Consider the following 24,927-nt stretch of genomic DNA (forward strand, 5'->3'; position numbering starts at 1 on the left):
CATCAGTTTTTATTATGGCAATGGATCAAGGCGCACAGGAATTCCGGCATCGGCCAGAGCGCGCTTTGCTTCCTCAATCGTATAGGTGCCAAAATGGAAAATGGAGGCAGCCAGCACCGCCGCTGCATGGCCGTCACGAATACCTGCCACCATATGATCAAGCGTACCAACGCCACCAGATGCAATCACCGGCACACGCACGCTGTCAGCCACGGCACGGGTCAGCGCGATGTCATAGCCAGCCTTGGTGCCGTCACGATCCATGGAGGTAAGCAAAATTTCACCTGCACCGAGATCTGCCATTTTCTGCGCAAATTCAATCGCATCAATGCCAGTGCGTTCACGACCGCCATGGGTGAAAATTTCCCAGCGATCTGCTTCATTGGCGGCGGACACTTTTTTCGCATCAATCGCCACAACAATACATTGATTGCCGAACTTATCAGCAGCTTCTGCAACAAATTCAGGATTTTTCACCGCAGCCGTATTGATCGAAACTTTGTCAGCACCGGCCAGCAGCAATTTGCGAATATCGCCGACAGCGCGAACGCCACCACCAACAGTGAGCGGCATGAAGCATTGTTCAGCTGTGCGTGAAACCACATCAAAAATCGTATCGCGATTGTCGGAGCTCGCCGTAATATCGAGAAAGCATAATTCGTCGGCACCAGCCGCATCATAAGCTTTAGCCGCCTCCACCGGATCACCGGCATCAATCAGATCAACAAAATTGACGCCTTTGACAACGCGTCCGTCTTTCACATCCAGACAAGGAATAACACGTGCTTTCAGCATTATGCGCCTCTTTTGTTTTTGAGTAATGCCAGTGCCTCAACCGGATCAATGCGGCCATCATAAAGCGCACGTCCTGAAATGGCGCCTTCAAGCTTGCGGGCATCGGGCTGGGTCATGCGTTCAATATCCTGCATCGAAGCCAGACCGCCGGATGCAATCACCGGAATGGAAACCGCATCAGCAAGGCTGAGAGTTGACTCCCAGTTGATACCCGCCAGAATGCCGTCACGGTCAATATCAGTGTAAATAATGGCCGCCACACCGGCACCTTCAAACTTCTGTGCCAGTTCAATCACGCCAAGTTCGGATGCTTCCGCCCAGCCTTCAACCGCCACTTTGCCGCCCTTGGCATCAATACCAACGGCCACTTTGCCCGGAAATTCTTTACAAGCTTCGATCACAAGCGCCGGATCACGTACCGCGACGGTGCCTAAAATCACGCGTGAAAGCCCGCGCGAAAGCCAGTTTTCAATATGCTGCAATGTGCGGATACCACCGCCGAGCTGCACCGGATTTTTAGTGGCTTTCAAAATTGCATCTACAGCCGCACCATTGACGCTTTCACCAGCAAATGCGCCGTTGAGATCAACCACATGCAGCCATTCAAAACCCTGATCTTCAAATGCCTTGGCCTGTGCGGCAGGGTCCTGATTATAGACCGTTGCCTGATCCATATCGCCCAGTTTCAGACGAACACATTCGCCTTCTTTAAGATCAATTGCAGGAAATAAAATCATGGCTTCCACTTCAAGAAATTAGCAATCAAGGCCAGTCCGAGTGCCTGGCTTTTTTCCGGATGGAACTGTGTTCCAGCCATATTATCACGCGCAACCGCAGCGGTGACGGTCTCGCCATACTCACTTGTGGCTAAAACATCTTCAGGATTTTTAGCATCCAGCATGTAAGAATGGACGTAATAGGCGTGTAATCCATCCTCACCGGTTGCAATATTTGCAAAGAGGGGATGGGAATGTTTCACGTGAATCCTATTCCATCCGATCTGCGGAATTTTCAAACCCGGGTCTGAAACCTTGATTTCACGCACATCACCGGCAATCCAGCCAAGGCCCTCAGTCACTTGTTTTTCCAAACCGCGCTCTGCCATCAATTGCATGCCGACACAAATGCCGAGGAAAGGGCGTGCCTGTTCAACAACGGTTTTCTGCAATGTTTCAATCATATCCGGCACAAGGGACAAACCGCGTTTGCAATCGGCATAAGCGCCGACACCTGGCAGCACAATATAATCCGCATGTGCCACGCGATGCGCGTCCGAAGTCACATCAATTTCAATTGAAGGATGCACATCGTTGCCTGCACGTTCAAATGCTTTGGCAACGGAGCGCAGATTGCCTGATCCGTAATCAATAATGGCAACACGCATTAAGAGTTATCTCCGCGGTGGCTCACAAGACCAATCTGCGAGCCGATATGTGGGAATTGGGGAGGGGACTTCAGTTGTCTTTGCTGATGGATTGTTTCTGTCCCTGTATCGGCGCTCTCCGGCGGTTGACGCAAATCTGCATGATCGACGAAATAGCGGATTTCCGCTTCGCCTAAATCATTGGCATCAATTACAGCCTTTTCCACATAGCCGCGACGACGCAATTTAGCGATCTGCCAATCATTGCCTTCCAGCGCCACCAGCACAGAAACAAGAAAAATCAGGAATGGAACAACCGGGGCAAATTGAGTTGTCGCTGCACTGCCAATGGCAAGTATTGCCGCAAACACAACAAATGCTTCCAGCCAAAGCCGTTTGGACAGAAGCCAGAAAAAAGGCACGATCAGCGCAAAGAATGCAAAACCGTCACGTACTATGACAGTAGCATCTGCCTGTGCCTTTTCATTTAAGCCTTCTGGTTCCAGAACGACAAAGCTTGCCATGACTAACCTTTTAAAGTGCCCTTTGTTGAAGGTATCGCATTTTTTTGGCGCGGATCAGTTTCAATAGCAACCCGTAAAGCGCGCGCCACTGCTTTAAAAACAGTTTCGGCAATATGATGATTATTGCTGCCATAATGGGTTTTGACATGCAATGTAATGCCGGCATTCATGGCAAAAGCCTGAAAAAACTCCTGCACCAGTTCGGTGTCAAATGTACCGATTTTCGGTGCATTGAAAGGCACATCGAAGACGAGGAAAGGACGCCCCGACACATCCAAAGCGGCGCGGGTTAAAGTTTCGTCCATCGCCAGATCAAGTGAAGCGTAACGCACAATACCGCGGCGCTCGCCCAAAGCTTCCGCCACAGCCTTGCCCAGTGCAATGCCGGTATCTTCAACGGTATGATGGTCATCAATATGCGTATCACCTTTGGTGCGGATATGCATATCAATCAGGGAATGTCGTGACAGCTGATCAAGCATATGGTCGAAGAAACCAACGCCGGTTTGAATATCGAATTGACCGGTTCCGTCCAAATTCACCGAAACGGAAATTCCTGTTTCGTTAGTGGAGCGTTCAATGCTCGCTTCACGTGGGCTCGCTTCACGTGGGCTTGCTTTGCGTGTGCTGTCAGAAACCATAACTTTTCCCATATGTATATATTGGCCCCATAGGCATTTATTGACAGCGTTCTAGAACAGGTTGCGCCTTTTTCCAAATGCTTTGATGAGGTGAAGCCATCAATTGGCTTAATTTATTGCGTCACAACGCCTTATTATTTGCATTTCTTTGTCAATTTCATACATAAACCCAAAATGAAGTGCGGGTGATTTCTTGTAAATCGCATTAGCACGCCACATATTCAGGATCAGCTAAGATCAGTCGGGATCGCCATGATTGCCTGAGTGAACAGGAATCTGCACGGTCGCCTAAGGAGTATCCATGATCAATCATAATCCCACAACCATTTATGGCACCACCATCGTGACAGTGCGCAAAGGCGACAAGGTCGTCATTGCCGGTGACGGTCAGGTTTCGCTTGGCAATACCGTGATGAAGGGCAATGCCCGCAAAGTACGCCGCCTCAGCAAAGGCAATGTGATTGCCGGTTTTGCCGGTGCAACGGCTGATGCTTTCACGCTGCTGGAACGCCTTGAAGCCAAACTTGAACAATATCCCGACCAGTTGATGCGCGCTTGTGTGGAACTGGCCAAAGACTGGCGCACCGACCGCTATTTGCGCAAACTGGAAGCCATGATGCTGGTGGCTGATGCCAATGTAACTCTGGCACTGACCGGCACCGGCGACGTGCTGGAACCGGAACATGGCGTGATGGCCATCGGTTCGGGCGGCAATTATGCACTTGCTGCGGCCAGAGCGCTTGTTGATACCGATCTTGGAGCAGAAGAAATTGCTCTCAAAGCAATGAATATTGCAGCCGATATCTGCATTTACACCAATCATAGCATTCTGGTGGAATCACTCGACGCGAAATAAGTGCCCAATTGAAGAGCAAAGCCGAGAGGCGAAAAACCGCCTCTCATCATCCAATCAGCTCAAATGAAAGCCGTTCACCTTTTCAAACTTATGCGGGTAACGGCCGATGGATTATAAATCATGTCAAATTTTTCACCGCGTGAAATTGTTTCTGAACTGGATCGCTACATTATTGGCCAGAATGATGCCAAGCGTGCCGTAGCCATTGCTTTACGCAACCGCTGGAGACGTCAGCAGCTTGACGGCCAGATGCGCGAAGAAGTGATGCCAAAAAACATTCTGATGATCGGGCCGACCGGCGTGGGTAAAACCGAAATCTCCCGCCGTCTTGCTAAACTGGCCGGTGCGCCTTTCATCAAGGTTGAAGCCACCAAATTTACCGAAGTTGGCTATGTCGGGCGTGACGTTGAACAGATCATCCGCGATCTGGTGGAAGCGGCCATTGGCCTTGTGCGCGAGAAAAAGCGCGAAGAAGTGAAGGCCAAAGCCCATATCAATGCCGAAGAACGTGTTCTTGATGCATTGGTTGGCAAAACCGCCAGCCCTGCAACCCGCGACAGCTTCCGCAAGAAATTGCGTGAAGGTGAGCTGGACGATAAGGAAATTGAAATTGAAGTGGCCGACAATGGCGGCGGCAACAATTTTGAAATTCCGGGTATGCCGGGTGCCAATATCGGCGTGCTGAATTTGAGCGACATGCTTGGCAAAGCCATGGGTGGCCGCACAAAGCAGCGCAAAACCAGTGTCAAAAACTCCTATGCAATGTTGATCACCGATGAATCCGATAAGCTGCTGGATCAGGATCAGGTCATTCAGGAAGCACTCAAAGCAACCGAAAATGACGGTATCGTCTTTTTGGATGAAATCGACAAAATCGCCCGTGAAGGCGGTGCCGGTGCCGGTGTTTCGCGTGAAGGTGTGCAACGCGATCTGTTGCCACTGGTGGAAGGAACAACCGTTGCAACCAAATATGGTCCGGTGAAAACCGATCATATTCTCTTCATTGCATCGGGTGCTTTCCATGTTTCCAAACCATCCGACCTGCTGCCTGAATTGCAGGGTCGTTTGCCGATCCGTGTGGAACTGAGCGCACTGACCCGTCAGGATCTGCGTCGCATTCTGACCGAAACCGAAGTGAGCCTCATCAAGCAATATATCGCTTTGATGGCAACGGAAGAGGTCAAACTCGATATTACCGATGATGCAATTGACGCCTTGGCGGATATTGCCGTTGATCTCAACGCAACGGTTGAAAATATCGGTGCACGTCGCTTGCAAACCGTGATGGAACGTGTGCTGGATGAAATTTCATTTTCCGCACCGGATAAGTCAGGCTCGGCTTTTGTCGTTGATGCCGATTATGTGCGTAAAATGGTGGGTGATCTGGCCAAGAACACTGATCTGTCACGCTTTATTCTGTGATAAATGTGAATATAAGTGGCCAGAAAGTCACTATCGAAATAGTTAATTAAGAATTTTAAAAATCCCCTCGACTTGTGCGGGGGGATTTTTTATTTTCCGGCTCAACTTATATTCGCATTCTTTCACTTACCGAGGCACGTTACAGCAATATGACTAGCCGACTGAACCTTATCGCCGGCCTTTGCCTGTCCGTAGTGCTTGCAAGCCCGATTCTCAGCCAACCAGCCTATAGTGCCACCGTTGTGCCTGCCGGCAACCGCAATGCGGAACAACCAGCAATTCCTGGTGCCTCTGCCAAGCGCACCAGAGAACTCAGCACCACGTACGAAAAGAAATATCAAAAAATCTACACATTGCTGAAATCGGATGCATCGCTGCGCTCAAAAATCCGCGCCAATGCTTCTGCTTACGGCATTGATCCTATTCATATTGCAGGTGCGATTGTCGGTGAGCATACCTATAATGTGGATGTTTACGACCGTTTGCAGACCTATTATGTGAAGGCCATGTCCTATGTAAATCAGGGCGTGGATTTCTCTTATAATGGTGAAAGCATCGCGACATTTATCAAGCGTCCTGAATTTGCAGGCTGTGAACGCTTTAAAGACAGCTACACTCTTTGGAGCTGCCGTGAAGATGTGTGGAATGCGAAATTCCGCGGCAAAAAAGTAAACGGCAAATCCTATCCGAACAACCGTTTCAGCGCCGTCTTCTTCCAGCCTTTCTTTGCAGGACAGACATTTGGCCTTGGCCAGATCAATCCGCTCACTGCATTGCAAATGTCCGACATGGTCAACCGCGTTTCCGGTCTGCCGAAACTGCGCGCAGAAGATGGCTCCACCATCTATAAAACTATTATGGATCCGGATTTGACACTGCCATACATCGCGGCAACCATCAAACAATCGATCACATCCTACCGCCAGATTGCAGGTTTTGATATTTCCAAAAATCCGGGTCTTACCGCCACTTTGTATAATACCGGTGGTGCAAATGACCGTGCCCGCGCTCTGGCGCAAGGAAATAAGAAGCGCAAGACAGCAGGTCAGTCAGAATTGATGCCGCAAGAAAATTATTATGGCTGGCTTGTTAATAATAAACTGGATGAGCTGAAAGCTCTGTTTTAATTCACTTGGCTTCAGTGACAGACAAACCATGACGGATTGATTTATTGCGGCGGCGCTTACGCGCCGCTTCAACCTGTTCGGTCATAGTCTTGATCGTCTCACGATCCAGAATACGAATATTTTTTGATAATAGATTAGCGAGCTCCGTGGCTTGCGGGCTCAGGCCAGCCGTATCAATCACCACTCGCGGATGCGAAATCTTCGCCAGCTGTTGCAGCTCTTCCGCTTCATCCCATATAATATTGAAATAAGTGATGATACGTTGCAGCATGTCCCATGTCGGTGCACCGCGCCGCCCGTGCTCAAGAGCTGACAAATAGGCCGCAGAAACGCGTAAAGCTTCTGCCATTTCCTTTTGTGATACACCGCGCTTTTCGCGCAACTCGCGCAAACGCTGGCCGAAAGGGGTCATAGTGATAATCCCGTTGAACCGGCACGGCGCAAACGTACGTAAAGCGCACCATGCCCGCCATGATGATGGGCTGCATCTTCATAAGCACTGACAAGCAAGCGGAAAATCGGCGTCGAAAACCAATGCGGCACCACTTGTTTCAGCACACCCTCACTACCGTAAGAGCGCCCTTTGCCGGTGATAATCAACACATGACGCAAACCTCTGGCATGGGCATCGGCCAGAAAGCCGTATAATAAATTATATGCCTCACGCTGCGTCAGTCCGTGCAGGTCAATCCTTGCATCGATATTGAGGCGCCCTTTGGCAATTTTTCGATGTGTTGGTTTATCAAGCTGATAAATTTCAGCCTGTTTCGGTTTGGCGACAACAGGCTTTGTTTCTTCACTGGAAACCACAAGCTTTTTAAATTGAGGCGCAGCCGATGGTTTTGGTTTGGGGGCGACTTCCTGTTCCCACAAGTCAAAATCATCCATTGCCGATTTTAAATGATGTTTGCCGGAAATCGGCAATGCGGTTTTGGCAACCGTTTCCCATAAAATCCGGTCTTCTGAGCGTAAGTAGTTTTTAGGAGCCATTTGCTATGCTCCTCACAACGCAAAAAAACGGCCAAAGCCGTTAGTCATTTTTTGAAAAATAAACAACCGGGCAGTACTGACTGCCCGGAACAGAGCTAATTTTATTATATACAACATTTGTCCGAATCCGGATCACAAAAGATGAAGGTCGCTAAAAGCAGAGAACCCCTTAGTCCTCTGCCTCAGTTGCTACCAAACGCCAGTTTGGATCACGCGATTTTACATCACGCGCAAATGTCCAGAGATCCTTGACCTCAATCACAGCTTCCGGATCACCATCGATAAGATTATCCTGCCTATCCAAAGTGGACGAAATCATCTGGCTTAACAATGAAACTGTAATATGGGCTTCCGAGCCTTTGATTTCCACCGCGGTGATATCAGCTTTTTCCACACCAATATAAGTAGAACGCTGTTTTTCACCACGCTTTTCACGCTCATCAATAGCGGCGACAAAGCCTTCATACACTTCTTTGGACAGAAGGTTTTTCAGCAATTTACGATCACCATCGGCAAAACTCATCACGATCATTTCATGCGCAAGCGTCACGCCTTTAATGAAGGTCTTCGGATCAAATGAAGCATCCATTGCACGGATGGCACGCAATTTATCATTAATGAGCGAACCGACAGGCGCCACAGCATCAATAGATCGGAAATCTTTGACAGGCTGTTCTGCACCAGCTTTGCGCGGCAGCGAAATCACATTATCCGCATCATCACCATTTTGCGGCTGTGCAGCATCCGCTGGCTTTTGCGATGTATAAGGATCAAAAGGCGGTTTCTCATTGCCTGTGCGGGTGCCAAGAACATTTCTCAGCTGGAAGAAAATCACAACCGCTGCGATGAAGAAGAAAATTGTGCCAAAATCAAAAAATTCCATACCCTGCGCCATTTTAGGACCCGTGCTTCACTTTAGCATAACCGGATCTGAATTTCACCTGAAGCATTCTTAATTTATAAAAATGCTCAATCCGCTCATTGATGCACCTTGTTCCAAAAACCGTTACTCAGTTTTTGGGATGCGTTTTTCTTCGCCGCACATCTTAATCTAAAAACCGTTACATAGTTTTTAGGATGCTGTTTATTCTCACCGCGCATCTTGTTCCAAAAACCGTTACACACTTTTTGGGATGCTGTTTATTCTTACCGCGCATCTTGTTCCAAAAACCGTTACATAGTTTTTGGGATGCTGTTTATTCTCAACGCGCATCTTAATCCAAAAACCGTTACACACTTTTTGGGATGCGCTTGTATTCAAAAAACATATAGAGTGCGCTGATCAAACATTCAAATACGGATAGCGCATACCTATCTGTAATAGCGTAAAGCTTAAGTGATGCTGTGTATCTTATATGTATTTCATTGCAAATGCATATATTTCATGCGGCTTAAACCACGAATATAGCATTATAACCGCAATACTGCCGCATCAATGTGAATGATGGACATTCATAAATGCTGAATGAACTGAAACCGACAGGCAAGTGAAAGGCCTTTTTTATATGCCATCCTCCTATGCACCACTCTTCTTATTGGCATTACCTTTTATCGAGATTGCTGGTTTTATTATCGTCGGCAGTCATTTGGGCGTACTGGCAACTATCGGATTGCTGATCCTAAGCGCAATACTGGGCTTTTTCCTGCTGCGTATTCAAGGCTTCAGCCTGTTACAGCGCATCCGCTCAGAAACTGCTGCCGGCCGTGTGCCAGATCGGGAAGTTGTTCATGGTGCTATGCTGGTAATGGCGGCAATTTTGCTGATCGTGCCGGGCTTTTTCACCAGTGCAATCGGCTTGTTGCTTTTCATGCCACCGGTTCGTGATTTTGTATGGAACCGCTTTTTGCGCGGCAAAATGGTGGTTAGCGGCGCTTATACAAATAGCGCCAGTTACAGCAATAATAATTCTTATCGCGGCAATTCTCCTTATAGTGATGACAATATCATTGATCTCGATCCAGAAGACTTTTCTAGTAAACCTGACCCGAATTCACCATGGCGGCCGAATAATCAGGATAAATGAAGCCTGAAGCTTTAAGATTTAAAGCAGTTTCTTGCCTCATAGAGAAACACATGCTAGCCAACTTAACTGAATTCGGGACATTCAGGATCCCGCTCAAACAAAAAAAGGTTTTTTTGAAAATGGCAAATGAAGCGACGAATGGAAACGGTTCGGCTAATCCAGCTGTTGAGCCATCACTGAATATTCTGGCTCAGTACATCAAGGATCTTTCCTTCGAAAGCCCAGGCGCACCAATGTCACTGCGTCCGCGTGAAAAAGCCCCTGCAATCAACATCAATGTAAACGTCAATGCAAACCCGATTGCACAGGACGATTTTGATGTTGTTCTGACCCTGACCGCTAAAGCAACAGACGACAAAGACGTTCTGTTCAACGCAGAGCTGGTTTACGGTGGTGTATTCCGTATTCAGGGCATCCCGCAGGAACATGTGTTGCCGCTTCTCTTCATCGAATGCCCGCGTCTTCTGTTCCCGTTTGCCCGTCAGATCATTGCTGATGCAACACGCAATGGCGGCTTCCCGCCGCTGATGATCGACCCGATCGATTTTGCTCAGATGTTCCAGCAGCGCATGGCTGAAGAACAGGCTAAAAACGCCGTTAAGAGCTAATCAGTTTAAAAACTGAAATATAAAAAAGCCCGGATAAACATCCGGGCTTTTTTATTGAACACTAGCAAAGCCTCAACCGGCCATATATTTTTTCCAGATCGCCTTATCACCCATTTTAGCAACCAATGCATCATGGGCTGCTTTTTCTGCTTCACTGACACGGGAAGCCAAAGGGGCAGGGCGCTTGGCCAGCTCAATTTTTTGTCCGCCGCCTGATTGGGAAGAACTATCCTGATTACTATCGCTGTTTAAACCAAGGGCTGTCTGTTTACCGCCGATCAGCTCGATATAAACTTCTGCCAGAATTTCAGAGTCAAGCAAGGCGCCGTGTAATGTGCGGTGGCTATTATCAATGCCATAACGACGGCAGAGCGCATCAAGCGTGTTCGGCCCCATCGGATTGCGCCGGCGCGCCAATGCCAATGTATCCACAATCCGGTCAGTCCCGATCGGTTCGCGCCCCAAACGATCGAGTTCCGCATTGATAAAGCCCAGATCGAACATCGCATTATGCGCGACCAGCTTGGCACCATCAAAAAACTCAAGAAAATCATCGACAATATCGGCAAACACCGGTTTGTCTAACAGCTGCTCATTGCTGATCCCGTGCACCGCCAAAGCATCAGGATGCACTTCTTTGCCTTGCGGATTGATATAAACATGAAATGTGCGACCGGTGAGGAAACGATTGACCATTTCCACGCCGCCGATTTCAATAACCCGATCTTCCAGACGGGCAAGACCCGTGGTTTCAGTATCGAAAACGATTTCACGCATTGTTATTCATGCCTTTATGCTCAATTCTATCTTCAGATTTAATGTTTGCTCAATTGCGCAATGATCAAATCAATCTGCTCTTGCATAGCCTCAAAACTAACATTGCTATCAATGATAAAATCAGCTTTTGCACGCTTTTCGTGATCGCTCATCTGACGGCTTAAAATACTCTCAAATTTTTCAACCGTCATACCTTCTCTGGCAAGCACCCGCTGGCGCTGCACATCAGCAGGGGCACTCACAACCACAATACGGTCAACCCGATCTTTACCGCCTGCCTCAAAAAGCAGCGGAATATCAAGCACCACCATCGGCTCACGGTCCAGCCTGGCTTGTTCTAAAAATAGGCTTTCTTCTTCATGCACCAACGGATGCACGATTGCTTCAAGCTTTTTCATTGCCTGACTATCATTGAGCACCGCCTGCGCCAGTTTTTTACGGTCGACAATACCGTCAACCACAGTGCCTGGAAAAGCTTGCTCAATCAGAGGGCTGGCGCGGCCGGCATAGAGCCGGTGCACCGTCTCATCAGCATCATAAACCGGCACACCAGCCTGCTCAAACATTTTGGCAGCGGTGGATTTACCCATTCCGATAGAACCGGTGAGACCGACAATGATCATTTTATTTTGCCATATCCTCTAAAATATGCGCGCGCAAAGCATCTGTCACTTCAGGGCGCACACCAAACCAACGCTCAAAACCCGGCACTGCCTGATGCAGCAACATGCCCAAACCATCCGCAGTTTTTAATCCGGCAGTCTTTGCCTTTTTTAAAAACCCTGTTTCCAGTGGAACATAAACAATATCGGTTGCCAAGGCTTGGTGAGAAGCCTTGCTCAGATCAAGCGGAAATTCCTGGTTCTCGCCATGGCCGCTCATCCCAAGCGATGTTGTATTAACGATCAAACCAGCCGATGGCACAAGCGCGTCAGCCTCTGCCCATTCATGCGCCGTGATCGCAACCTCATCGCTTTTAAAATGCCTGACCAGCTCTTCAGCGCGCGCCAAAGTTCTGTTCACTATAGAGATGGTTTTAAAGCCGCGCTCTTTCAATGCATGAATGATTGCGCGCGAAGCGCCACCCGCACCTAAAATCAAAGCCGTATCTGCTTTATCCCAATCCGGCGCCAATGCATCCAGATTGGCTGCAAAACCATAAGCATCGGTATTACTGCCGCACAGTTCGCCATTTTCCAGCCAAAGCGTATTGACCGCGCCAATGGCTTTGGCCGCATCATCAAGTTTGGCACAAAGCTTAAAAGCTTCTTCCTTATGGGGCAGGGTAACATTTCCGCCAACCAGATTTTGCGCAGCAAGCGTTTTAGCAAAGCTGGCGAAATCTTCAGGTGCCACTTCCATTGCCTGATACGAACCCTGCAAACCATATTCCCGCAGCCAAAAGCCATGAATAAGCGGCGAGCGTGAATGTTTAATCGGATAGCCGGTTACAAAGGCTTGTTTTTTTTCAGCCATCGATCAAACTTTCTTCGCGCAGTTTTTGTAAGAGCGGCAATAAAGGCAGGCCGATAATGGTAAAATAATCGCCTTTGATTTTTTCAAACAACTGAATGCCTTCGCCTTCCACCTGATAAGCGCCGACACTCGATAAAGCATTATCACCGATACGCCCCAGATAGCGGCCAATAAATTCCGGCTGCAAAGGACGCATGGTCATATAAGCAATGGCCACATGTCGCCAAATTGTCTCGCCGTTTTTGACCAGCACAATGCCACTGTTTAACTGATGTGTTTTACCGGAAAGCTTGAGAAGGTTTTTACCTGCCTCTTCCAGATCAGCCGGTTTATGAAAAATCTCATCGCCCAGAGATAAAGTCTGGTCACAACCGATGATGATCGCATCGGGATGTTTTTCACTAACGGCTAAAGCTTTTGCTTCTGCCAACACTATCGCCACATCTTCAGGCGTTGCACCCGAACGATAAAGCGGCGCTTCAACAGCGCGCTCGTCAATATCGGCATTTTCTGTGCCGAAAGTCAGACCGGCATTTTTGAGAAGCTGTGCCCTGAACGGACTTTTGGACGCTAAGATAAGGGAGGTGGTCATTGTTGATCTCATTTTTGCTCTGTCTTATCAGCGATTGCGCGGACGCAGCGCTAAAATGGCGGCGGCTGTTTCTTCGATTGAGCGACGCGACACATCAATCACCGGCCAGCCATGACGCGCACAAAGATTGCGCGCATAGGTCAGCTCTTCTGCAATCGCAGCTCTGTCGGTGTAAAATTCATTATGAAAATCAGCAACCGTGCCAAGCAAGCGATGCTGGCGCACCTGCGAAATCCTTTCAGCCGTGGCAATCAAACCAACGATCAATGGTTTCTTGGCGTTGATGACTTCATCAGGAATTGGCACGCCATTCACAATCGGCACATTGGCGGTTTTGATGCCGCGATTGGCCAAATAGATACTCGTTGGTGTTTTGGACGTGCGGGAAATGCCAACCAAAACAATATCTGCTTCTTCAATATCAGGCGGCAGCAAACCGTCATCATGCTCCATGGTAAAATTGAGCGCATCGATACGGCGGAAATAATCCGTGTTTAAAACATGTTGCGCACTGGCGCGTCTGTGTGCCGCCAGCCCCAAATAAGACTGGAAAGTTGCCAGCACCGGCTCCAGCACAGAAACGCATGGAACCCCCATAGCCGCACAGGACTGATCGATCATCGCCGCCAGTTTTTGATCCACCACTGTGTAGAGAACAATGCCCGGTTCTGCATCAATTCCTTCCAGAACTTTACTCAATTGTTTCTCGGTTCTGATCAGCGGATACATGTGCTCAATCGCACGCGCATTGGTGTATTGCGCGGCTGCAGCACGGCCTGCTGCGATGAGAGTCTCTCCGGTCGCATCAGAAATCAAATGTAAATGAAAGTAAGAAAGCGATTTTGTCACAGTTATCTCATCACCCTGTTGACGGTTGTGTGTAATTTTAAGCGTCTTTTATTCATCCCAGTCAGGCTGGTGGAAACTTCGCGATTTATCCACAATTCGGTGATCTGTATAAAAACTTATCATAGGGATGTGTATAAACTCTGATTGGTTTAGTTCTATCACAGTTATCCAATAGTTTTCCACAATTTGCAGTGGATAGATTTTTTTGCCAAGTCCTTACGATTCAAAGTAAATTTGCCCACCCATTGCTTTTTCCCGAATGATCGGTGATTTATGCACACAACAAAGGATCAGAGCAAAGGTACTGTGGGTAAATTAATGGCAAACATTAATCCCCAATACTAACAGACTCTAAGAATCAAAAGATTCCAAAATCCTACCTTTCTTTACTAATAGCGCCTGAGGATAACTCCGCTGAAGCGCAGAAGGAAAAACGATGAAACGCAAAGTTTTGAGAGTTATTGACGGTGAGACAGTGTTTCCACCACCAGCTTGGATGATGCGTCAAGCGGGTCGTTATCTGCCTGAATACAGAGCCAGCAGAAAAGAAGCAGGAAGCTTTCTCGATCTGTGCTACTCACCCGATTTTGCTGTTGAAGTAACACTTCAGCCAATTCGTCGTTTTGGCTTTGATGCAGCCATTCTCTTTTCTGACATTCTGGTTGTCCCTCACGTTCTCGGACGTGACCTTCGCTTTGAAGAAGGACGTGGTCCTTTAATGACACCGATTACGCCAGATGAAATTGCTGCTTTGAATATTGAAGGGGCTGAGGAAAAACTCGCACCTGTTTATGAAACGGTCAATCGTCTGCGTAATGAACTGCCGGATGAAACCACCTTGCTCGGCTTTTGTGGTGCACCCTGGACTGTTGCGACCTATATGATCGCCGGTCACGGCACAGCGGATCAGGCTCCTGCACGCCTTTTTGCCTATCAGCACCCGGAACTGTTTGAAAAGCTTTTGAATGATCTGGCAGATATCTCGGCTGCTTATCTCATTAAACAGCTCGATTCCGGCGCTGATGCTTTGCAAATCTTCGATTCATGGTCCGGCGTTTTGGATGAAGATTGCTTTGATCGTTTCTGCATTAAACCAGTGGCGCGCATTGTTGCCAAAGTCAGATCCGTTTATCCGGATGCCCGCATTATCGGTTTTCCGAAAGGTGCTGGTCTGCTTTACCAAGATTACCGTGAAAAAACCGGCGTGAACATGCTGGGGATGGATTGGACAGTGCCGTTTTCATTTGCCAAGCAGTTACAGGCACAGGGAGCCGTACAGGGCAATCTCGACCCGTTACGGGTGGTTGCTGGCGGAAAAGCGCTTGATGAAGGCGTGGACGCCATTTTGAAGCATTTGGGACAAGGTCCGCTCGTCTTCAACCTTGGCCATGGCATAACACCACAGGCACCGATTGAACATGTACAGCAAATGCTCGATCGGATAAGAAATCAGGCATAAGGAGAATCTTTATGAGCACTGATGTTAATAGTTCCGGTTCCAAAGTCGCAATTCGGGCAATGAGCGCGCTTGCCATTGTTTTGATCGGTTTCGGCATATTGTTTCACGTGAATCCAGAAGGTGCTTATAATTGGATTAAAGCGCTCCATGTGATTGCCATTATTTCATGGATGGCAGCCATGCTTTATCTGCCGCGTTTGTTTGTTTATCACTCAACAATCGCGGTGGGTTCCGAAACATCTGAATTGTTCAAAGTTATGGAACGCAGACTTTTGCGCGTTATCATGAACCCGGCGATGATCATTGCGTGGATCACAGGTCTTTGGATGGCTTGGGATATGTTTGCCTTTAAAGGTGGCTGGTTACACGGAAAACTACTTTTAGTTGTCCTGATGTCCGCAGCACACGGAATTTTATCAAAGTCCATGCGCCGCTTTGCAGCCGATCAGAATACCAAATCATCGAAATATTGGCGGATTTTCAATGAAATTCCGACAATTCTGATGATCTTGATTGTCATTTTGGTGATAGTCAAACCATTCTGATCATCATCTTTTAAATTTAAAGAAAAGCGCCGTTTGTAAAAGCGGCGCTTTTTTATTAGTCGAATATAGAGCTGTAAAACTAAAAATAATAATTGTCATTTAATTGTCGCTTGCTCTTGGAAGCAAAAATCATTATATATAAACCACTTCCCACCTGATAAGCAGACTTTCGATGTCGATCATGGCTTAATGATCACTTTTCCGAAAATTGCATTTTTTCCCTTACATTTTAATGAGTTCCTCACCCATGCAGGAAATGAAACTACAAGAACTAAAAAACAAAACGCCGGTTGAATTGCTGGCCTTTGCTGAAACACTCGAAGTCGAAAACGCCAGCGCCATGCGTAAGCAAGAGCTGATGTTTGCTATTTTGAAAAAACTGGCCGCTCAGGAAGTCGAAATTATCGGCGAAGGTGTAGTGGAAGTTTTGCAGGATGGTTTTGGCTTTTTGCGCTCAGCAAACGCAAACTATCTGCCGGGTCCTGACGATATTTATATTTCACCGTCACAGCTGCGTCGTTTCTCTTTGAAAACCGGTGATACGGTTGAAGGCCCGATCCGTGGCCCTAAAGAAGGCGAACGTTATTTCGCGCTGTTGAAGGTCAATACTATCAACTTTGAAGATCCGGAAAAAATCCGTCACAAAGTTCACTTTGACAATCTGACACCGCTTTATCCGAATGAACGCTTTAAGATGGAACTTGAAGTTCCAACCAATAAAGATCTCTCATCCCGTGTGATTGATCTGGTAGCGCCATTAGGTAAAGGTCAGCGTGCTTTGATCGTTGCACCGCCACGTACCGGTAAAACGGTGCTGTTGCAGAATATTGCGCATTCGATCACTGCTAACCATCCTGAATGCTATCTGATTGTTCTTCTCATCGATGAACGTCCGGAAGAAGTCACCGACATGCAGCGCTCGGTTAAGGGTGAAGTGATTTCTTCTACCTTTGATGAACCGGCAGCGCGTCACGTTCAGGTTGCTGAAATGGTCATTGAAAAAGCCAAGCGCCTGGTTGAGCATGGCCGTGACGTTGTCATTCTGCTCGATTCCATTACCCGCCTTGGACGCGCTTACAACACCGTTGTGCCGTCATCAGGTAAGGTTTTGACCGGTGGTGTGGATGCGAATGCTTTGCAGCGTCCTAAGCGCTTCTTTGGTGCTGCACGTAACATTGAAGAGGGCGGTTCGCTTACCATTATTGCAACAGCTCTGATCGATACGGGTAGCCGTATGGATGAAGTGATCTTTGAAGAATTTAAGGGTACTGGTAACTCTGAAATTGTTCTGGATCGTAAGGTTGCTGATAAGCGTATCTTCCCTGCAATGGATATTCTTAAATCCGGTACCCGTAAGGAAGACATTCTTGTACCACGTCAGGATCTTCAGAAAATCTTTGTTCTGCGTCGTATTCTGGCACCAATGGGTACCACAGATGCGATTGAGTTCCTCAATGACAAACTCAAGCAGACCAAGAGCAATGGTGAATTCTTCGATTCTATGAATACCTAATTGATAGAATAACGAGAATTAGTCTGTGAATTTTAAATGCCTCGCTTCAAACCTGAAGCGAGGCATTTTCTTTTAAAAGCGTTTCAAGGTCATCACTTGAATGAACCGGCGCTAAGCATCGATTGCCGATACATAAATAAGCTGATGCCCGACTGATATTTTGCGTGCCGAGATATGGTATCTCTGTTTCACACATTTCATCACTAGCAATGACGTTGATGATATCTGTGCGTCTCATATCAATCATCTGATTGGCAATTTTGATGAGCGGGTGTTCCATTGAATCAGCAAAAATATGTAAAATCATCGCTGATTGTGAAATGAGCGCAGCATTCAAAACGCCTGCCTGGCCATAGGCAAGCGCTTGAATACGGGTGAGGGCGCGTTGTGACAGTGCTTCTATTTGTTGCTGTAGTTCTATATCCTGATCAACCAGTGCCAGCCTTGATAAAGCTTCAATCAGCTGTGCTGTAGCGCTTGGAGTGGCGTCATCCTGATCCGCATGGATATGGATAATCACATCATCCTGATTAAGCGCTGTAAGGCGATAATCGCCGTTTTCATCCCTGTGCTGTTTGTTGAGTTCACTGAGCCATAGGCGGGCATCTGCTAAATAGCTTTTATCACCGGTATAGCCATATAATGAAACAGCGGCATGGATCATCGCCGCATAGTCTGATGATAATGCACGAATACTCGGTGCATAATCTGAAAGACAATGGCATAGGTTTTGATGATCAAGACTAATGTTGATTTTCGCATAAGTCTGTTTAGCCAGCTTAATCCAGTCCGAGCGATCAAATACGCGGCCGGCATTAAGAAGGGCTACAATTAATTGTCCGTTCCAATCTATCAGCAACTTATCATCACGGGATGGTGCAATACGTTTTTGGCGCACTGCCAGAAGTTTGCTTTTGCATGCTTCGATTAGTTTCTGGTCAGGATCTGCTAAAGAAGAATGGAGGCGGTTGAGAATATTGCTGCCTTCCCAATTTCCTTCAGCTGTTACATTATAGGCTTCGCAAAATATCTGACTATCATCACCTAGAATGGCATCAATTTCCGAGCGATCCCAAACGTAATATTTGCCCTCTATCCCTTCGCTATCAGCATCTAAGCTCGAAGCAAATCCACCTTGCGGTAATTGTAATTCTCTTTGCAGCCAGTCAATTACCTCTTCGATTCGAGTACGTAACAATTGATCCTGAGATTTAGCATAGGCAAAGCTGCCATGATTAATCAGCTGGCTATTATCATAAAGCATCTTTTCAAAATGTGGCACGAGCCAATGGTCGTCTACGCTATAACGACACAGGCCACCACCGATATGATCATAAATTCCACCTTGAACCATATTCTTGAGGCTTAACAGAAAAGCATCATAGGCTGCTGGATCATTATTATTTAAATGCTGGAGCCAAAATATTTCCATTAAAGGGCTGCTTGGAAATTTAGGCGCGCCTTTTATACCGCCGTAATGCGGATCAAGCATTGAACTTAGGCGTTGCGCGTATGTCTTGTGTAAAAGAGACGGGTCTTGTGGCGCAGTATTGTGGTTTAAATTTTGCGCTAAACGTTGCTGGATATGTTCAGTGATCACGCGGGAGTTATGGTTAACTTTATCTTTATCCTGATGGAAAAGCTGATTGATACCGCGTAGCACATCATCAAAACTGGGGCGATTATAGCGTGTATGTGGTGGAAAATATGTGCCACCCCAGAATGGTTCTGCATCAGGTGTTAAAAACATTGTGAGCGGCCAGCCACCTTGCTCACCCATTGCAGTTAAAGCGGCCATATAAATCTGATCAAGATCAGGCCGCTCTTCACGGTCGATTTTGATATTGATGAAATGCTCATTCATATAATCAGCAATTATATCATTATCAAAACTCTCATGCGCCATAACATGACACCAGTGGCAGGCTGCATAGCCGATCGACAATAAAATCGGACGGTTCAATTGTTTGGCAAGTTTCAGTGTTTCGTTAGACCATATCTGCCAATGAACCGGTTGATCTGCATGCTGTCGCAGATAAGCACTGGATGACAGATTTAACTGATTGGAAAGTTGAACTGTCATGGCGTGGTCCTTGAAGATTGTATGGCTACGAATGCTATAGTTGATGCTGGATATATTTATGCTGCGACTATCAATCAAATGCGCTAGATAAAACCTGTGATGAATTATCATACAGACAACTGATCTTTTTAAATACGGTAAAATGCTATGAATGAGAGTAGTTTCCACGATACGATTTTCGCTTTATCCAGCGGGCGCTTGCCAGCCGGTGTAGCAGTAATTCGCGTATCAGGACCACAAACTCGATTCGTTATCGAAACGATCTTTTCAAAATTGCCGGAACCACGCCGAGCGATGTTTGGTTCATTTCATAGTATGAACGGGGAATTACTAGATCAGGGACTTTTGATTTATTTTAAAGGACCAGCCAGTTTCACTGGTGAAGATTGCGCCGAGTTTCATTTGCATGGCGGTGTTGCTGTTGTTGAACGGTTTTTAAGTGAACTATCACAAATGCAAGGATTACGTTTTGCCGAAGCAGGGGAGTTCACCCGACGTGCTTTTACACATGGCAAGATGGACTTGACGATTGCTGAAGGTTTGGCTGATTTAATCAGTGCCGAAACTGAAGGTCAAAGACGGTTAGCACAACATGTGGCCTCAGGTGCGCAGCGCGATCTCTATAATGACTGGCGCACTAAGCTTATCCAAGCGCGCGCTTTGATTGAAGCAGAACTAGATTTTGCTGATGAAAGTGATGTACCAGGTTCTGTATCAGATCAGGTATGGGAAGCGATGGCTGTACTTAATCATTCCATTCAGGATCATATTGCTGGTGGTAAACGCGCGGATTTACTGCGTGATGGTTTTCAGATCGTTATTGCCGGTGAACCCAACGCCGGAAAATCCAGCTTGTTAAATCTTTTAGCTGGGCGTGATGTAGCTATTATTTCTGACGAAGCTGGCACGACACGTGACCTGCTTGAAGTTAAACTCGATCTTGCAGGTGTTCCTGTTTACGTCACAGACACTGCTGGTATCAGAGAAACAGAAAATAAGGTTGAGAAAATTGGCATTGAACGTGCGCTCGAAAAAGCACGTAAGGCCGACCTCGTTTTGCTGCTCGAAGATTTAACTACTCATCAGCGCACTGATTTGTCGGATGATCTGGCAGGTGTTGAAACTTGGCGTATCGGCACTAAAATTGATCTGACGCATGATTATAAGAGAGAAGATTTTAAAATCTGTATCTCCGTAACAAGCGGCGAAAATATCAATCAACTCATTGATACACTAACAGAAACAGTATCAGCTCAGGCTGGTAATTTGTCAGAAGTTGTTCCTACACGCCTGCGCCACATTAGCCTGTTAAAACAGACGGCAAATGAAATTGAAAATGCAATAACAAACACGAATTATCCATTGGAACTTCGCGCTGAAAACCTCCGTTTAGCTTCTCAATCATTAGGACGCATTACAGGTGATGTTGATGTGGAAGATATTTTGGACGTTATCTTTTCAGAATTCTGCATTGGCAAATGATTCACGTGAAACAATATACGTGATCATTAGTGTTTAAATGATTATTGAGTGATGAAATGTTTCACGTGAAACATTTCAGTGGAATCCATAATTGGTGCTTGACTCATAAAAGACCTTATGAGTCAGCATTCTCCATTCTCCATTCTCCATTCTCCATTCTCCATTCTCCATTCTCCATTCTCCATTCTCCATTCTCCATTTATCATGCCATAATTTTGTGCTTAAAAATCTGCTAACACTCAATACTGTGATTATGAAGCAGGGCAGATCTGCATTGAATTACTCTATCTTTTTTTAAACGAACATGGCAAAGAGTCTGTAATCAACTCTTCAAGTCAGGAAATTTACCATGACTGTATCTTACGACGTCATTATCATTGGCGGCGGACATGCTGGATGTGAAGCTGCCGCTGCATCTGCGCGCGCTGGCGCGCGTACTGCATTGGTGACACATAAAGCCGATACGATTGGTGTTATGTCCTGTAATCCTGCAATCGGCGGATTAGGGAAGGGACAACTTGTTCGTGAAATCGATGCACTTGATGGCTTGATGGGTCGTGTAACCGATCAGGCTGGCATTCAGTTTCGCTTGCTTAATCGCAAAAAAGGACCAGCAGTTCGTGGTCCACGCACACAAGCGGACAGAAAACTCTATCGCTTAGCAATGCAGCAAGCGATTGCTGAGCAGGACAACTTAGATGTTATTGAAGGCGGCGCTGACGATATCATAACGAATGATGGCAAAATCACCGGCGTCAAATTGATGGACGGCCGCGAGATTTCATGTCGTTCTGTTGTTTTGACTTCTGGCACATTCTTAAATGGTTTGATCCATATTGGTGAAATTAATTTTCCTGCTGGCCGGATGGGTGAAAAGCCAGCACTTGGACTAAGTGATACATTAACGAAACTAGGATTTGCCTTAGGCCGATTGAAAACTGGCACACCACCACGTCTGTCCAGTAGAACGATTGATTGGGATGGTTTAGAAAAGCAGTCAGCGGATGAACATCCATTGCCGTTTTCAATGCTGACTGATCGCATTACGGTGCCGCAAATTGATTGTGGCATTACCCGCACAACTGAAGAGACGCATAAAATTATTCGTGCGAACCTTCATCGTTCTGCAATGTATTCCGGTAATATTGAAGGTATTGGCCCGCGTTATTGTCCATCAATCGAAGATAAGATTGTTAAGTTTGGCGACAGAGACGGGCATCAGATTTTTCTTGAACCTGAAGGTTTGGATGATGATACTGTTTATCCAAATGGCATTTCATCCTCATTACCGGAAGAGGCGCAGCTTGCGCTTTTAAAGACCATTCCTGGCCTTGAAAAGGCACTGATGCTGCAACCTGGTTATGCCATTGAATATGATTTTGTTGATCCGCGAGAATTAAGCCGCACTCTTGAAACACGTAAGGTTGAAGGTTTATTTTTTGCAGGACAAATTAACGGTACGACCGGTTACGAAGAAGCAGCGGCACAAGGCTTACTTGCTGGCGTAAATGCAGCAAGACGGGCATCAGGTGACGAGCTTGTTATCATCCAACGCACCGAAGCTTATATTGGTGTGATGATTGATGATCTGACATCGCGCGGTGTGAGTGAGCCATATCGTATGTTTACTTCGCGTGCAGAATTTCGCCTTTCATTACGTGCAGATAACGCCGATGAACGTTTGACGCCTATGGCAGAAAAATTAGGCATCTTATCAAGTGTTCGTCGCGATAAATTTTCGGCACGTCAGCAAGACTTAATCAGTGCGCGGGAACTGGCACAGACAATTAATATCAGCCCTAATTTAGCTGCAACACATGGCCTGCATTTAAATCATGATGGTGTGCGCCGCAGTGTTTATGATCTGCTTTCTTATCCGACAATTGATATGGATCGCATCATTTCTATCTGGCCTGACTTTTCTAATTTCTCTGAAGTGACGCGCGAAGCTCTGCAAACAGAAGCTCAATATGCTGTTTATCTGGATCGTCAGAAAAATGATATTGTTGCAATGGAGCGGGACGAGAAATTACATATTCCGGAAAGTTTGAATTATGCCGGTATTTCTGGTCTTTCCAATGAATTGAAGCAGAAACTTGAAAGCCGTAAGCCAGCGACAATTGCTGAGGCACAACGTGTTGAAGGTATGACACCTGCGGCGGTTGCTTTATTGATTGCGCAAATACGTAAGCACTTGCGCCGCAATGATGCTTTTGATCAGGCTGTATAAGTATTTTTGTGTGTTGTATAAAATTGAATGAGCAGGTGTAAAATGGATCATTATTCACAGTTGAAAACTGTTAGTCCGACTGTTTCACGTGAAACAGCAGAGCGCCTGGTCGCCTTTGAACAGCTGTTTATCAAATGGAATGCAAGCATTAATCTTGCTTCCCCATCGACCATTGCAGAGCTTTGGCAGCGTCATATTATGGATAGCGCACAACTCTATGAGTTGGTTTTAAGCCGTAAAACGGATGCTAAAAACTGGCTTGATCTTGGCTCTGGTGGTGGTTTTCCTGGGATTGTGCTTGGTTGCATGATGAAGGAAAATTTAGGCAGCCGCATAATATTGGTGGAAAGTGTAGTGAAGAAGGCCGCTTTCTTGCGTACTGCCACTGGTAATCTGGATATTCCTGTAGAAGTATATGCAGAGCGTATTGAATCTCTTTGGGAAAGGGTTTCATCGCCCGATATTATTACGGCACGTGCTTTGGCATCATTGAAAAAACTCTTTTCATTGACTGAGCCGTGGATGAAAAACGGGGCAGTTGCGTTCTTTCAGAAGGGGCGCGACTACCAGAGAGAGATCGACGAGACCTTAGATGAATGGGATTATGATCTGGTAAAGCATGTCAGTGCTATTGATGATAATTCCGTTATTCTTGAAATTAGTAATCTGAGTAAGAAAGCAATTAATCCGGTTCTATCTACGGATAGTGAACAGAAAGCAGCAGGGCGGCAGTGATGATGAAACGTTCTCGTATCATAACTATTGCAAATCAGAAGGGTGGCGTTGGTAAAACAACTACAGCCATTAATCTGGCGACAGCTCTTGCCGCTATTGGCGAAACTGTCCTGATAGTAGATCTTGATCCACAGGGCAATGCCAGTACTGGGCTTGGAATTGACCGCTTAAACCGCCCATTATCATCTTATGATGTGTTGACGCAGGCGGCTTCGGTACCAGAAGCTGCTGTCGCAACGGATGTTCCTAATCTTCACATTGTGCCATCTACCCTGGATTTGCTTGGGATAGAAATGGAAATTTCGCAAGCTGCTGATCGTACAAGACGGTTGCGAGATGCGCTGAAATTCGATTCCAGCGTTGCTGAGTACTATAGTTATGTGCTGGTTGATTGTCCGCCATCGCTTAATTTGCTGACTTTGAATGCAATGGCTGCCGCTGACTCTGTACTTGTACCACTGCAATGTGAGTTCTTTGCACTGGAAGGTCTTAGTCAGTTGCTTCAGACCGTTGAACAGGTTCGTTCATCTTTGAATCCTGATCTCTCCATTCAGGGTATTGTGCTGACCATGTTTGATAGCCGCAACAATCTGGCATCGCAGGTTGTGGATGATGTGCGCACCTTCATGGGTGAGAAAGTCTATCGCACGGTTATTCCGCGCAATGTGCGTGTCTCTGAAGCGCCATCGCATGGCAAGCCGGCACTCCTTTATGATTTGAAATGTGCGGGAAGTCAGGCCTATTTGCAGCTTGCTTCAGAAGTAATTCAACGTGAGCGGCATTTACAAGCTGCTTGAACTATCGATTCGACTACGTAACAATTTTTAGAAAGTAGC

At 46.6% G+C, this 24,927-nt stretch carries 26 protein-coding genes; 12 read left to right on the forward strand and 14 right to left on the reverse strand.

Annotated elements, in window-relative coordinates; all coding sequences use genetic code 11:
* Nucleotides 1-12: 12 nt before the first annotated feature.
* Genes hisF through hisB form a run of 5 tightly spaced genes read right to left on the reverse strand, consistent with a single transcriptional unit; the run spans nt 13 to nt 3,323 of the window.
* On the reverse strand, nt 13-798 hold the full coding sequence (gene hisF, locus FHS77_RS06430; protein ID WP_184221814.1) for an imidazole glycerol phosphate synthase subunit HisF: 786 nt from the start codon (nt 796-798) through the stop codon (nt 13-15).
* On the reverse strand, nt 795-1,532 hold the full coding sequence (hisA, locus tag FHS77_RS06435; protein ID WP_184221499.1) for a 1-(5-phosphoribosyl)-5-[(5-phosphoribosylamino)methylideneamino]imidazole-4-carboxamide isomerase: 738 nt from the start codon (nt 1,530-1,532) through the stop codon (nt 795-797). The genes hisF and hisA overlap by 4 nt, the downstream gene beginning before the upstream one ends.
* Entirely contained in the window at nt 1,529-2,179 is a 651-nt protein-coding gene (gene hisH, locus FHS77_RS06440) for an imidazole glycerol phosphate synthase subunit HisH (protein ID WP_184221501.1), read from the reverse strand. Before hisH ends, hisA begins: the two co-directional genes overlap by 4 nt.
* Nucleotides 2,179-2,682: a DUF2628 domain-containing protein gene (locus FHS77_RS06445; protein WP_184221503.1), complete on the reverse strand. Its 504-nt coding sequence runs from the start codon at nt 2,680-2,682 to the stop codon at nt 2,179-2,181. Before FHS77_RS06445 ends, hisH begins: the two co-directional genes overlap by 1 nt.
* 2 nt (nt 2,683-2,684) lie before the next feature.
* A complete protein-coding gene (gene hisB, locus FHS77_RS06450; protein WP_184221505.1) occupies nt 2,685-3,323 on the reverse strand; it encodes an imidazoleglycerol-phosphate dehydratase HisB in 639 nt (212 codons plus the stop codon).
* Nucleotides 3,324-3,624: 301 nt separating this feature from the next.
* On the opposite strand from hisB, the gene hslV reads away from it, so the two are divergent.
* The 3 genes from hslV to FHS77_RS06465 all read left to right on the forward strand — a co-directional run bounded on the left by hslV (nt 3,625) and on the right by FHS77_RS06465 (nt 6,728).
* Complete coding sequence (hslV, locus tag FHS77_RS06455; RefSeq protein WP_184221507.1) at nt 3,625-4,179, forward strand: ATP-dependent protease subunit HslV; 555 nt, start codon at nt 3,625-3,627, stop codon at nt 4,177-4,179.
* Between the two features lie 120 nt (nt 4,180-4,299).
* On the forward strand, nt 4,300-5,601 hold the full coding sequence (gene hslU, locus FHS77_RS06460) for an ATP-dependent protease ATPase subunit HslU (RefSeq protein WP_184221509.1): 1,302 nt from the start codon (nt 4,300-4,302) through the stop codon (nt 5,599-5,601).
* A gap of 149 nt (nt 5,602-5,750) precedes the next feature.
* Nucleotides 5,751-6,728: a DUF1402 family protein gene (locus tag FHS77_RS06465; protein WP_184221511.1), complete on the forward strand. Its 978-nt coding sequence runs from the start codon at nt 5,751-5,753 to the stop codon at nt 6,726-6,728.
* A 1-nt stretch (nt 6,729) separates the two neighbouring features.
* Here the strand turns inward: FHS77_RS06465 and FHS77_RS06470 are convergent, their stop codons facing one another.
* The 3 genes from FHS77_RS06470 to FHS77_RS06480 all read right to left on the reverse strand — a co-directional run bounded on the left by FHS77_RS06470 (nt 6,730) and on the right by FHS77_RS06480 (nt 8,601).
* Nucleotides 6,730-7,140 (reverse strand): helix-turn-helix domain-containing protein, encoded by a 411-nt coding sequence (locus FHS77_RS06470; protein WP_184221513.1) that lies wholly within the window; start codon nt 7,138-7,140, stop codon nt 6,730-6,732.
* Nucleotides 7,137-7,718: a Smr/MutS family protein gene (locus FHS77_RS06475; protein ID WP_184221515.1), complete on the reverse strand. Its 582-nt coding sequence runs from the start codon at nt 7,716-7,718 to the stop codon at nt 7,137-7,139. The genes FHS77_RS06470 and FHS77_RS06475 overlap by 4 nt, the downstream gene beginning before the upstream one ends.
* A gap of 169 nt (nt 7,719-7,887) precedes the next feature.
* A complete protein-coding gene (locus tag FHS77_RS06480) occupies nt 7,888-8,601 on the reverse strand; it encodes a Tim44/TimA family putative adaptor protein (RefSeq protein ID WP_184221517.1) in 714 nt (237 codons plus the stop codon).
* Between the two features lie 622 nt (nt 8,602-9,223).
* Here FHS77_RS06480 and FHS77_RS06485 point away from each other — a divergent pair.
* The gene (locus FHS77_RS06485; protein ID WP_184221519.1) at nt 9,224-9,742 is read left to right on the forward strand and encodes an FxsA family protein; all 519 of its coding nucleotides are present in this window, start codon (nt 9,224-9,226) and stop codon (nt 9,740-9,742) included.
* 119 nt (nt 9,743-9,861) lie between these two features.
* Nucleotides 9,862-10,350 (forward strand): protein-export chaperone SecB, encoded by a 489-nt coding sequence (gene secB, locus FHS77_RS06490; protein ID WP_184221521.1) that lies wholly within the window; start codon nt 9,862-9,864, stop codon nt 10,348-10,350.
* A gap of 72 nt (nt 10,351-10,422) precedes the next feature.
* Here secB and dnaQ read toward each other — a convergent pair whose 3' ends face one another.
* The 5 genes from dnaQ to FHS77_RS06515 are packed head-to-tail and all read right to left on the reverse strand — an operon-like array spanning nt 10,423 to nt 14,044.
* Nucleotides 10,423-11,127, reverse strand: coding sequence for a DNA polymerase III subunit epsilon (dnaQ, locus tag FHS77_RS06495; protein ID WP_184221523.1), 705 nt, complete (start codon nt 11,125-11,127; stop codon nt 10,423-10,425).
* A 38-nt stretch (nt 11,128-11,165) separates the two neighbouring features.
* A complete protein-coding gene (coaE, locus tag FHS77_RS06500; RefSeq protein WP_184221525.1) occupies nt 11,166-11,750 on the reverse strand; it encodes a dephospho-CoA kinase in 585 nt (194 codons plus the stop codon).
* A gap of 1 nt (nt 11,751) precedes the next feature.
* Nucleotides 11,752-12,603 carry a shikimate dehydrogenase gene (locus tag FHS77_RS06505; RefSeq protein WP_184221527.1) on the reverse strand — a complete coding sequence of 284 codons (852 nt, stop codon included), beginning with the start codon at nt 12,601-12,603 and terminating at the stop codon, nt 11,752-11,754.
* Entirely contained in the window at nt 12,596-13,195 is a 600-nt protein-coding gene (locus tag FHS77_RS06510; protein WP_184221529.1) for a Maf-like protein, read from the reverse strand. The genes FHS77_RS06505 and FHS77_RS06510 overlap by 8 nt, the downstream gene beginning before the upstream one ends.
* Nucleotides 13,196-13,222: 27 nt before the next feature.
* A complete protein-coding gene (locus FHS77_RS06515; protein ID WP_184221531.1) occupies nt 13,223-14,044 on the reverse strand; it encodes a pyruvate, phosphate dikinase/phosphoenolpyruvate synthase regulator in 822 nt (273 codons plus the stop codon).
* A 436-nt stretch (nt 14,045-14,480) separates the two neighbouring features.
* On the opposite strand from FHS77_RS06515, the gene hemE reads away from it, so the two are divergent.
* The 3 genes from hemE to rho all read left to right on the forward strand — a co-directional run bounded on the left by hemE (nt 14,481) and on the right by rho (nt 17,561).
* Nucleotides 14,481-15,503, forward strand: a complete 1,023-nt coding sequence (hemE, locus tag FHS77_RS06520) for a uroporphyrinogen decarboxylase (protein ID WP_184221533.1) — start codon at nt 14,481-14,483, stop codon at nt 15,501-15,503.
* Between the two features lie 11 nt (nt 15,504-15,514).
* Nucleotides 15,515-16,048, forward strand: coding sequence for a protoporphyrinogen oxidase HemJ (gene hemJ / locus FHS77_RS06525; RefSeq protein WP_184221535.1), 534 nt, complete (start codon nt 15,515-15,517; stop codon nt 16,046-16,048).
* A gap of 247 nt (nt 16,049-16,295) precedes the next feature.
* Nucleotides 16,296-17,561: a transcription termination factor Rho gene (rho, locus tag FHS77_RS06530; protein WP_184221537.1), complete on the forward strand. Its 1,266-nt coding sequence runs from the start codon at nt 16,296-16,298 to the stop codon at nt 17,559-17,561.
* Between the two features lie 46 nt (nt 17,562-17,607).
* Here rho and FHS77_RS06535 read toward each other — a convergent pair whose 3' ends face one another.
* Entirely contained in the window at nt 17,608-19,644 is a 2,037-nt protein-coding gene (locus FHS77_RS06535) for a thioredoxin domain-containing protein (protein WP_184221539.1), read from the reverse strand.
* A gap of 147 nt (nt 19,645-19,791) precedes the next feature.
* On the opposite strand from FHS77_RS06535, the gene mnmE reads away from it, so the two are divergent.
* The 4 genes from mnmE to FHS77_RS06555 all read left to right on the forward strand — a co-directional run bounded on the left by mnmE (nt 19,792) and on the right by FHS77_RS06555 (nt 24,888).
* Nucleotides 19,792-21,126: a tRNA uridine-5-carboxymethylaminomethyl(34) synthesis GTPase MnmE gene (gene mnmE, locus FHS77_RS06540; RefSeq protein ID WP_184221541.1), complete on the forward strand. Its 1,335-nt coding sequence runs from the start codon at nt 19,792-19,794 to the stop codon at nt 21,124-21,126.
* A gap of 349 nt (nt 21,127-21,475) precedes the next feature.
* The gene (gene mnmG / locus FHS77_RS06545) at nt 21,476-23,356 is read left to right on the forward strand and encodes a tRNA uridine-5-carboxymethylaminomethyl(34) synthesis enzyme MnmG (protein WP_184221543.1); all 1,881 of its coding nucleotides are present in this window, start codon (nt 21,476-21,478) and stop codon (nt 23,354-23,356) included.
* Between the two features lie 42 nt (nt 23,357-23,398).
* A complete protein-coding gene (gene rsmG / locus FHS77_RS06550) occupies nt 23,399-24,091 on the forward strand; it encodes a 16S rRNA (guanine(527)-N(7))-methyltransferase RsmG (protein WP_184221545.1) in 693 nt (230 codons plus the stop codon).
* Entirely contained in the window at nt 24,091-24,888 is a 798-nt protein-coding gene (locus FHS77_RS06555) for a ParA family protein (protein WP_184221547.1), read from the forward strand. The genes rsmG and FHS77_RS06555 overlap by 1 nt, the downstream gene beginning before the upstream one ends.
* Nucleotides 24,889-24,927 lie beyond the last annotated feature (39 nt).

The sequence above is a fragment of the Paenochrobactrum gallinarii genome, from assembly GCF_014205685.1.
Lineage (GTDB): Bacteria > Pseudomonadota > Alphaproteobacteria > Rhizobiales > Rhizobiaceae > Paenochrobactrum > Paenochrobactrum gallinarii.